The following is a 1071-nucleotide window of genomic DNA, read 5'->3' as shown; positions in this document are numbered from 1 at the left end:
CACGACAAGCAGCTTACGCATGAGCGCACCTAATATCAGCATCTTTGGTTTGTTCTTGGCTTTTAAACGTTTAACGAAATCGGGCAAGTAATCCCTATTGAGCGCAACCATAGCAGGCATGAACAGAGCTGATTTTAGCCGTCTGTTTCCGTAGCGTGTCATGCTTGAACGACCTTTTACGCTGGTTCCTGATTCTTTTTGTTGCAGATTCAAGCCGGCAAAGGCGGTGAATTGATTGGCGGTTTTAAAGTCGCCGCTAAGCAGATAATTTGTGAGTATGGCCGCTGTTAGTTTGCCAATGGCTGGAATGGTTTGTAGGACTTCTGAAACGGTTTTCAAATCTTGATTGCCGTTCGTTATTGCCTGTATTTCTGCTTCGACTTGCTGAATGTGTTGATCCAATTCTTGGATTTGAACTTGATGAATTTTTCGAACAAATTCGTCTTTAGCTACTTTCAGCCTGTTCTTTTGGGCGGTCTTTTGGGTTTTGAGCTGTTCGTATAGAGCCAATAGGCGTTTCAAGCGGTAGTGACCTATGCTTATTTTTTGCCGAGCGGGTAAATCTTTGGGCATGGCCGTATGGCAATATTCGGCAATAAGCCTTGCATCTTGTTTGTCTGTTTTTGTGCGATGAAAGCGGCTTTTGCCGTATTCGCTGATTTTATAGGGGTTGATAACGGAAACGGTGTAAAACTGGCCGATATAATCGGCAACATCTTCAAAATAATTGCCGGTTGCTTCCATGCAGATATGCAAGTCACAGTCAAAGCCGTCAAGCCAGGCTTTGAAGTTTTCAAAGCCGTTGATACTGTTGTCAAACAGAGCTTGCTTGCGCTTACCGTTGACAATAGCGGCAGCGTCAAAGGTATTTTGCGATATATCCAAACCAACAGCGTTTCTCATAATTTCCCTTACTATGCAGATTCACACTTTTGTGTGTTCTTTGATGCTACTCAATTTTCAGACAACAAAAAAACGCCCTCTTCATCTTTTCTACAGTCTGATGACTTAGGCCGTTTCAAGATGGGCGTTTTTCGGTTCGGGTAGCTAATCCGAACCTGTAAGCCGTCT

General features: G+C 43.6%; 2 protein-coding genes. One reads left to right on the top strand and one right to left on the bottom strand.

The features are described from left to right. Positions 1–849, bottom strand: an 849-nt coding sequence (locus ACTHSP_RS20765) for an IS110 family transposase (protein ID WP_440346853.1), incomplete at its 3' end; no start/stop codon positions are given. Between ACTHSP_RS20765 and ACTHSP_RS20760 the strand changes: the two genes are divergently transcribed. After that, entirely contained in the window at positions 751–1047 is a 297-nt protein-coding gene (locus ACTHSP_RS20760) for a hypothetical protein (protein ID WP_318250410.1), read from the top strand. The genes ACTHSP_RS20765 and ACTHSP_RS20760 overlap by 99 nt on opposite strands. Positions 1048–1071 lie beyond the last annotated feature (24 nt).

The organism is Neisseria sp. P0001.S005 (assembly GCF_051963715.1).
This window is presented reverse-complemented; position numbering and strand designations above follow the sequence as displayed.

Bases quoted from the DNA above. Each gene is read 5' to 3' on its own strand.
- ACTHSP_RS20760 (WP_318250410.1), top strand. From the start codon at position 751: ATGCAAGTCACAGTCAAAGCCGTCAAGCCAGGCTTTGAAGTTTTCAAA.